The following is an 8,257-nucleotide window of genomic DNA, read 5'->3' on the forward strand; positions in this document are numbered from 1 at the left end:
GCCGCCGGGAGCGGCTAGCGCACGTGGCCGTCGCCCGTGACGATGTACTTCGTCGACGTCAGCTCGGGCAGGCCCATCGGGCCGCGCGCGTGGAGCTTCTGCGTGGAGATCCCGATCTCGGCGCCGAAACCGAACTGGCCTCCGTCGGTGAACCGGGTCGAGGCGTTGACCGCGACCGTGGTGGAGTCCACCAGCTGGGTGAAGCGGCGGGCCGCGGCCTGGGAGGTGGTGACGATCGCCTCGGTGTGCCCGGAGGTCCACAGCCGGATGTGGCGCACGGCCGCGTCCAGGTCGTCCACCACGGCGGCGGCGATGTCGTACGAGAGGTACTCGGTCTCCCAGTCCTCGGCCGTCGCGGGCACGACCGTGGCCGGGGAGCCCTTCGCCAGCTCCAGCACCCGCTCGTCGCCGTGGACGGTCACCCCCGCCGCCGCCAGCGCCTCCAGGGCGCGCGGCAGGAAGCGCTCGGCGATGTCCCGGTGGACCAGCAGGGTCTCGGCGGCGTTGCAGACGCTGACGCGGCTGGCCTTGGAGTTGACGAGGATGTCCACGGCCATGTCCAGGTCGGCCTCGGCGTCGACGTACACATGGCAGTTGCCCGTGCCCGTCTCGATCACCGGGACGGTCGACTCCGTCACGACCGTACGGATCAGGGAGGCGCCGCCGCGCGGGATGAGCACGTCGACCATGCCCCGGGCGCACATCAACTCGCGTACGGAGTCCCGGCTCTCGCCCGGCACCAGCTGCACCGCGTCGGCCGGCAGCCCGGCGCCGCCCACGGCGTCGCGGATCACCCGCACGAGGGCGGTGTTGGAGGCGTACGCGGAGGACGAGCCGCGCAGCAGCACGGCGTTGCCGGACTTCAGGCACAGGGCCGCGGCGTCGACCGTCACATTCGGCCGGGCCTCGTAGATGATGCCGACGACGCCGAGCGGCACCCGCACCTGACGCAGGTCGATGCCGTTGGGCAGCGTGGAGCCGCGCACCACCTCACCCACCGGGTCGGGCAGCGCCACCACGTCCCGGACGTCCTTGGCGATGGCCCGCACCCGCTCGGGGGTGAGGGTGAGCCGGTCGACCACGCTCTCGCTGGTACCGGCGGCCCGGGCCTTCTCGACGTCCTCGGCGTTGGCCTCGACGATCTCGCGGGTACGGACCTCCAGCGCGTCGGCGATCGCCAGCAGCGCCTCGTCCTTCACCGAGCGCGGCAGTGGCGCGAGCTCGGCGGCCGCGGCACGGGCACGGTAGGCGGCTCGCAGCACCGGGGACTGCGGCATGGGGTCGGCGAGGGGGGAGGGGAAAACGCTGCTCATGCCTGGCAGCCTAACCGCGGGCGGGCCGCGACCACCCGGAATTCCACACTCCGGGACAGCCGCGACCACGCGGACCCCTGGAGGGCCGGCGGCGGTCAACCCCGCCGACGGCGGTCAGAAGGGGTGCACCCCGACCGGGGTGGCCGGCAGCGGGCCGTAGCCCTCGGCGACCCGCTGGTGATACGTCTCACGGTCGATGACCTCCAGGCCGACGATCTCCCACGGCGGCAGCCGGGCCGTGGAACGGTGCTCGCCCCACAGCCGCAGCGCCACGGCCGCCGCGTCGTGGAGGTCGCGTGCCTCCTCCCAGTAGCGGATCTCGGCGTGGTCGTTGGCGTAGCGGCTGGTCAGCAGGAACGGGTGGTCGTGGGCGAGCTGCTCCAGCGCCCGCCGGACCTCCCCCAGCGGCGCCTCGGCACCCGAGACGCTGAGGGTGATGTGCCACAGCCGCGAGGCCGCGCCGCCGCCGGCCCCCTCGGCCCTCTCCCCCGTCCACTCGTCCGTCCCGGCCGTCCCGACGCTGGTCAGTGTCCGCCCAGCCGTCCCTCGGGGCAGCGCCCCCGGGCGCCCTCGTCTCACCGGCGGCCTCCTGTTGCTCGCCGCTCCGCGCGCGTGCGGCGGAGCCGTGTGGTGCCGTGGGACCGCCCGTCGACGACAGCCCCGTGTATCAAAGTTGACCAGTCGGCGGGCGGCCGCGTGACGGTTTTGCGGAAAGGGTCAATGGAAAGGCTGGACTTACCGGGCTCCTCTCTTCCGTGGCTGACGCCCGTCAGCGACACGGCATTCGCGACCGGAACCCGCGACCGGACCTGCGGTGCTCAGGACCGGAACCGCGGCGCTCAGGCGCGCAGCACGACCAGGTCGTCGCGGTGCACGACCTCGCGCTCGTAGCCCGGGCCCAGCTCGCGCGCCAGGTCGCGGGTGGAGCGGCCCAGCAGCTGGGGGATCTCCCCGGCGTCGTAGGTCACCAGCCCGCGCGCCACGGCCCGGCCGGCCGGGTCCCGCAGCTCGACCGGGTCGCCCGCGCTGAACTCGCCCTCGACCGCCGCGATGCCCGCCGGCAGCAGCGAGCCGGTGCCCTGGACGACGGCCCGCACGGCCCCCTCGTCCAGGGTCAGCGCGCCCCGCGGCGTGGAGGCGTGCGCGAGCCACAGCAGCCGGTCGGCGGAGCGGCGGCCGGTGCGGTGGAAGTACGTGCCCGTGGGGCGCCCGCGCAGGGCGTCGGCGGCCTGGCTGGCGGAGGTGAGGACCACGGGGATGCCGGCCGCGGCGGCGATCCGGGCGGCCTCGACCTTGGTGACCATGCCACCGGTGCCCACGCCGGCCTTGCCCGCGCTGCCGATGGAGATCCCCTCCAGCTCCTTCTCGCCGGTGACCTCGGCGATCCGGGAGGTGCCCGGGATGCTGGGGTCGCCGTCGTACAGACCGTCGACGTCCGAGAGGAGGACCAGCAGATCGGCCCGGACCAGATGGGCGACGAGCGCCGCCAGCCGGTCGTTGTCACCGAAGCGGATCTCGTCCGTGGCGACGGTGTCGTTCTCGTTGACGACGGGCACCGCGCCCATGGCCAGCAGCTGGTCCAGCGTCCGGCGGGCGTTGCGGTAGTGCGCCCGGCGGCTGGTGTCGTCCGTGGTCAGCAGCACCTGGCCGACCCGGCGCCCGTAGCGGGCGAAGGAGGCCGTGTAGCGGGCGACCAGCAGCCCCTGGCCGACGCTGGCCGCGGCCTGCTGCCGGGCCAGGTCGCGGGGGCGCTTGGGCAGGCCCAGCGGGGCCAGGCCGGCGGCGATGGCACCGGAGGAGACGAGGACTATCTCCTTCTCCCCCGCGCCCCGCGCGGCCAGAGTCTTGGCCAGAACATCGACGAGCGCGTCAACCCGGTCGGCGTCCAGTCCCCCACCCGCGGTGGTGAGTGAGGAGGACCCCACCTTGACCACGATCCTGCGGGCTTCGACGACCTCCCGCCGGGCCTCCTCCGGCTGCTCTGCCCCAGTCAACGCCCCAGTCAACGTACGCACACCCCTGTGATCATCGATGCCCCGCCGGTCGGCGGCCTGTTCCGGACCCGCAAATCTACCGTCTGACGATTGCGTCCGTTCGCAGGCGTTTTGGGCTGATCGGCCGGATGGAAGATTGCCCACCGGCCTGCCACCGTCATACGGTCTGTCACCAACCGTTCACCCCGCGCTGCCCCACCAACCGTTCACCCCGCGCTGCTCACCGAAGAGCACCAACCGGAGAGCGACAACGGTCCCTCCCCCACGCACTTCTGCCAGGAGCCTTCCCGTGCCTTCTGCCGGAACAGCCTCCCGCCGGGCGGCACAGCTCGCGGCGCTGCTCTCGATGCTGGCCCTCTTCGTCGCACAGCTCGTCGGCGCCCTCCTGCCGGACGTCCCGCTGCTGATCTCCTCCTCGGCGGCCGCTCTCGCGCTCGATCTCCTCCTCCAGCACCGCGACCCGGGACTGGTCGCCGTGCTCGGCAAGATCCGCTTCGACGTCATGGTCCGGCAGCTGCAACGCGACATACTGATCCTCCTCGGCCTGACGCGCCTGGGCGGTGACGACGCGCCCCGCGACTACGCCCCCGTCGTCGCCGGGCTGGTCCTCTTCTACGGCGCCCACCTCGCCTGCCAGGTCACCGCGATCCTCGTCCGCCGCAGCCGCACCCTGCCCTTCCTCACCCGGAACATCGACACCACCGGGCTGCGGCTGACCTCCGCGCCGCCCCGGCTGCTGGCCCGTCAGCACGGCCGCCGGCTGCTGCGCTTCGCCGTCCCGGCCACGGCCGGGATGCTGACGGCCGCCGCCACCGGCGAGGAGTTCTGGGCCGCGGCCGGCGTCAGCGCCTCGCTCGCCTTCGCCCTCGGCGGCACGGCGTACCTGGCGGGCTGGCTGCGCCCGGGGAACCGGCCGGTCGACGAGGCCCGGGCGCTGGAGTGGCTGGACCGCTGGCTGGCCGACTACCGGCCCACCATCGGCATGTACTTCTCCGGCGGGACGACCTCGGCGTACCAGGCGAACATGTGGCTCTCCACCCTCGGCGCGCTGGACGGCAATCCGCTGATCGTGCTGCGCGAGCGGTTCATGATGCAGAAGATCGAGGCCACCGACGTGCCCGTGCTCTGCATCCCCAAGGTCGTGCATCTGATGGCCCTGGAGAAGTCCTCGCTGAAGATGATGCTGCACCCGGCCAACTCCGGTAAGACCTCGCAGGTGCTGCGCATGCCGTCCATCAAGCACGCCTTCGTCAACCACGGCGAGAGCGACAAGCTCTCCAGCTGCAACCCCTACGCGAAGGCCTACGACGAGGTCTGGGTCGCGGGCCCCGCCGCCCGGGAGCGCTACCAGCTCGCCGACATCGGCGTGGAGGACAAGGACGTCGTCGAGGTGGGCCGCCCGCAACTGGCGCCGATCGAACCGGCCGCCGGCGGCACGCCCGCCGGGCCGTACCTGACCGTCCTCTACGCCCCCACGTGGGAGGGCTGGGACGGCAATCCCGGCAACACCTCCGTCATGCTCGCCGGGGAGAACATCGTGCGCGCCCTGCTCGCCGACCCCGGTGTGCGCCTGCTCTACAAGCCGCACCCCATGACCGGCTCCGTCGACCCGCGCGCGGGCCGTGCCGACCAGCGCATCCAGGCGCTGATCCGGCAGGCCACAGCCGAACGGTCCGGCGCCCTCCCCCACGGCCTGAACGCCATGGGCCCGGAGGCGGCCGCCGCACTCGCCCGCCGTACGGCCGAGCTGGACCGGCTCACCACCTGCGACTTCCACGACAGCGCGGACGAGATCGAGCGCATGCTGCTCCAGGGCACGCCGGAGAAGGGCCGCGCCGAGACCGTCGCGGCCGCCGCGGCCGCCTGGGAGGAGGCGTACTGGGCGTCGCTGCCGGAGTGGGAGCACCAGGTCGTCACCGGGGCCCGGCCCTCGCTCTTCAGCTGCTTCAACCGCTCCGATCTGCTGATCAGCGATGTCTCCAGTGTCGTCTCCGACTATCTGATCAGCGAGAAGCCCTATGCGGTCGCGAATACGAGCGGGCTGACGGAGGAGGAGTTCCGGGCGGCCTTCCCCACCGCCGGGGCGGCCACGATCCTCACCCCCGGCGCCGAAGGCGTCCCCGCGCTCCTCGCGGCCGTCCGCGACCCCGCCCCCGACGGCCTGGCGGCGGCACGCGCGGAGCTGAAGGTCCGGTTGCTGGGCCCGGCCGACCCGCCCTCGATCGTCCGCTTCAACGCGGCGGCGCAGGCACTGGCCGCGAAGTCGGACGAGCGCCGGGCCCGGATGGAGGCCCGCGCCTCGGATATCCCGGCACCGCGTGCTCGCTCCGCGGAGGAGGCGGACGCCACTCGGGGTGGCTGAGGTTCTCTCCCGGGGCTCCGCCCCGGACCCCGCTCCTCAAACGCCGGAGGGGCTGCATTCGCAGCCCCTCCGGCGTTTGAGGACAAGATTTAAGCGAACGGGTCGAAGCCCTCGTACTCCTGGTCCGCCTCGTCGCGCTCCGCCTGCCGGTCGCGGCGGCGCTGCGCGGCCGGGCGCGGGGCCTCGAAGCGGTGGTCCTCACCGCGGCGGCCCAGCATCTCGGCGCCGGCGGCCATCGTGGGCTCCCAGTCGAAGACGACCGCGTTCTCCTCGGGGCCGATGGCCACGCCGTCGCCCGCCCGGGCACCGGCCTTCATCAGCGCCTCCTCGACACCGAGGCGGTTGAGGCGGTCGGCCAGGTAGCCCACGGCCTCGTCGTTGTTGAAGTCGGTCTGGCGCACCCAGCGCTCCGGCTTCTCGCCTCGCACGCGGAAGAGGCCGTCCTCCTCCTGGGTGACCGTGAAGCCCGCGTCGTCGACGGCCTTCGGGCGGATGACGACACGGGTCGCCTCCTCCTTCGGCTTCGCCGCACGCGCCTTCGCCACGATGTCGGCCAGCGCGAAGGAGAGCTCCTTCAGGCCCAGGCGGGAGACCGCCGAGACCTCGAAGACGCGGTAGCCGCGGGACTCCAGGTCGGGGCGGACCATCTCGGCGAGGTCCTGGCCGTCCGGGATGTCGACCTTGTTGAGGACGACGAGGCGCGGCCGGTTCTCGAGGCCGCCGTACTCCTTGAGCTCGGCCTCGATGACGTCGAGGTCGCTCAGCGGGTCGCGCTCGGACTCCAGCGTCGCGGTGTCGAGGACGTGCACCAGCACCGAGCAGCGCTCGACGTGGCGCAGGAACTCCAGGCCCAGGCCGCGGCCCTGGCTGGCGCCGGGGATCAGGCCGGGGACGTCGGCGATGGTGTAGACGGTCGCGCCGGCGGTGACCACGCCCAGGTTGGGCACGAGGGTGGTGAAGGGGTAGTCGGCGATCTTCGGCTTGGCCGCGGAGAGCACCGAGATCAGCGAGGACTTGCCCGCGCTCGGGTAGCCGACCAGGGCCACGTCGGCGACGGTCTTCAGCTCCAGGACGATGTCCTGGGCGTCGCCCGGCTCGCCCAGCAGCGCGAAGCCGGGGGCCTTGCGGCGGGCCGAGGCCAGCGCGGCGTTGCCGAGGCCGCCGCGGCCGCCCTGGGCGGCGATGTAGGTGGTGCCCTGGCCGACGAGGTCCGCGAGGACGTTGCCGCTCTTGTCGAGGACGACCGTGCCGTCCGGGACCGGCAGGACCAGGTCCGTGCCGTCCTTGCCGGAGCGGTTGCCGCCCTCGCCGGGCTTGCCGTTGGTGGCCTTGCGGTGGGGGCTGTGGTGGTAGTCCAGAAGCGTCGTGACGGACTGGTCGACGACCAGCGTCACATCACCGCCACGGCCGCCGTTGCCGCCGTCGGGGCCACCGAGGGGCTTGAACTTCTCGCGATGAACGGAGGCGCAGCCGTGGCCTCCGTTACCCGCGGCGACATGCAGCTCGACGCGGTCCACGAAGGTGGTCATAGCGGTGTGCCTCCAGATACGCAGATTAGTGCGGGAATGTCTCTGTTGTAACGCGAGAAGGGCGGACCCGCTTCCCCGCAGGGAAGCGAGGTCCGCCCTCGCTCATCGCTCTACGGCGTACTGATCAGATGATCAGACGGCCGGGACGATGTTGACGACCTTGCGGCCGCGGTGGGTGCCGAACTGCACCGCACCGGCGTTCAGCGCGAACAGGGTGTCGTCGCCACCGCGACCGACACCGGCGCCCGGGTGGAAGTGGGTGCCGCGCTGGCGGACCAGGATCTCACCGGCGCTGACGACCTGACCGCCGAAGCGCTTCACGCCGAGCCGCTGAGCATTGGAGTCGCGACCGTTCCGGGTGGACGATGCGCCCTTCTTGTGTGCCATGTGTTCTCAGTCCCTTACTTCGCCGGGGCGTCGATGCCGGTGATCTTCAGCGCGGTGTGCAGCTGGCGGTGGCCGATGCGCTTCTTGTAACCGGTCTTGTTCTTGTACTTCTGGATCCGGATCTTGTCGCCCTTGTGGTGGTCGACAACCTCGGCCTGGACCTTCACGCCGGCCAGGACCCACGGGTCGCTGGTGACAGCGTCACCGTCGACGACCAGCAGCGTGGAGAGCTCGACGGTGTCGCCGACCTTGCTGGTGGAAATACGGTCAACCTCGATGACGTCGCCGACAGCAACCTTCTGCTGACGGCCGCCGGTGCGCACGATCGCGTACACGCGGAGCTCTCTCTCGCTAGGAACGGGACCTCTGATGCCAGCCGCTCGCACGGGCGCGGAGCCCGTGACTGTCCCAAAGGACGAGCGGCCTCCCCCGGCGGGGCCGGGAGGTGTTTGCTCAGGGGTTTGACGTCGTACAGGTTTGCACAGACGCCGACGGTCAAGGTTACGGGGCCTTGACCAGGGGGTCAAACCGACCCCCTCGCCGGGGGGGGGCCGGGCGGGGGCCCCCCCCCCGGGGGGGTGTCTTGAGTGCGCCCCCGCGGGGGGGGCCCCCCCCGCCATCTTAGTGGGCCGCGATGGGGGGGCCCTGATTGGGGGCCGGGGGGGGGGCGCC

General features: G+C 72.5%; 7 protein-coding genes. 1 reads left to right on the top strand and 6 read right to left on the bottom strand.

The window, feature by feature from the left end:
- Nucleotides 1–14: 14 nt before the first annotated feature.
- From ACFYZR_RS03435 to proB, 3 genes are all read right to left on the bottom strand, one after another.
- On the bottom strand, nt 15–1,313 hold the full coding sequence (locus tag ACFYZR_RS03435) for a glutamate-5-semialdehyde dehydrogenase (protein WP_391904278.1): 1,299 nt from the start codon (nt 1,311–1,313) through the stop codon (nt 15–17).
- Between the two features lie 114 nt (nt 1,314–1,427).
- The gene (locus ACFYZR_RS03440; RefSeq protein ID WP_361706393.1) at nt 1,428–1,892 is read right to left on the bottom strand and encodes a hypothetical protein; all 465 of its coding nucleotides are present in this window, start codon (nt 1,890–1,892) and stop codon (nt 1,428–1,430) included.
- A 260-nt stretch (nt 1,893–2,152) separates the two neighbouring features.
- Nucleotides 2,153–3,307 (bottom strand): glutamate 5-kinase, encoded by a 1,155-nt coding sequence (proB, locus tag ACFYZR_RS03445; protein WP_391904282.1) that lies wholly within the window; start codon nt 3,305–3,307, stop codon nt 2,153–2,155.
- Nucleotides 3,308–3,596: 289 nt separating this feature from the next.
- On the opposite strand from proB, the gene ACFYZR_RS03450 reads away from it, so the two are divergent.
- Nucleotides 3,597–5,669: a hypothetical protein gene (locus ACFYZR_RS03450; protein WP_391904284.1), complete on the top strand. Its 2,073-nt coding sequence runs from the start codon at nt 3,597–3,599 to the stop codon at nt 5,667–5,669.
- Nucleotides 5,670–5,758: 89 nt separating this feature from the next.
- On the opposite strand, the gene obgE is transcribed toward ACFYZR_RS03450, so the two are convergent.
- From obgE to rplU, 3 genes are all read right to left on the bottom strand, one after another.
- Nucleotides 5,759–7,198, bottom strand: a complete 1,440-nt coding sequence (gene obgE, locus ACFYZR_RS03455; RefSeq protein ID WP_391904287.1) for a GTPase ObgE — start codon at nt 7,196–7,198, stop codon at nt 5,759–5,761.
- Nucleotides 7,199–7,330: 132 nt separating this feature from the next.
- Nucleotides 7,331–7,585 carry a 50S ribosomal protein L27 gene (gene rpmA / locus ACFYZR_RS03460; RefSeq protein WP_311613025.1) on the bottom strand — a complete coding sequence of 85 codons (255 nt, stop codon included), beginning with the start codon at nt 7,583–7,585 and terminating at the stop codon, nt 7,331–7,333.
- 14 nt (nt 7,586–7,599) lie between these two features.
- Nucleotides 7,600–7,920, bottom strand: a complete 321-nt coding sequence (gene rplU, locus ACFYZR_RS03465; protein ID WP_018538042.1) for a 50S ribosomal protein L21 — start codon at nt 7,918–7,920, stop codon at nt 7,600–7,602.
- Between the last annotated feature and the right edge of the window lie 337 nt (nt 7,921–8,257).

The sequence above is a fragment of the Streptomyces sp. NPDC001678 genome, from assembly GCF_042892945.1.
Lineage (GTDB): Bacteria > Actinomycetota > Actinomycetes > Streptomycetales > Streptomycetaceae > Streptomyces.

What these genes read in the sequence shown, in the direction of transcription:
- ACFYZR_RS03435 (WP_391904278.1), bottom strand. Translation starts at nt 1,313, where the DNA reads ATGAGCAGCGTTTTCCCCTCCCCCCTCGCCGACCCCATGCCGCAGTCC.
- obgE (WP_391904287.1), bottom strand. Translation starts at nt 7,198, where the DNA reads ATGACCACCTTCGTGGACCGCGTCGAGCTGCATGTCGCCGCGGGTAAC.
- rpmA (WP_311613025.1), bottom strand. Translation starts at nt 7,585, where the DNA reads ATGGCACACAAGAAGGGCGCATCGTCCACCCGGAACGGTCGCGACTCC.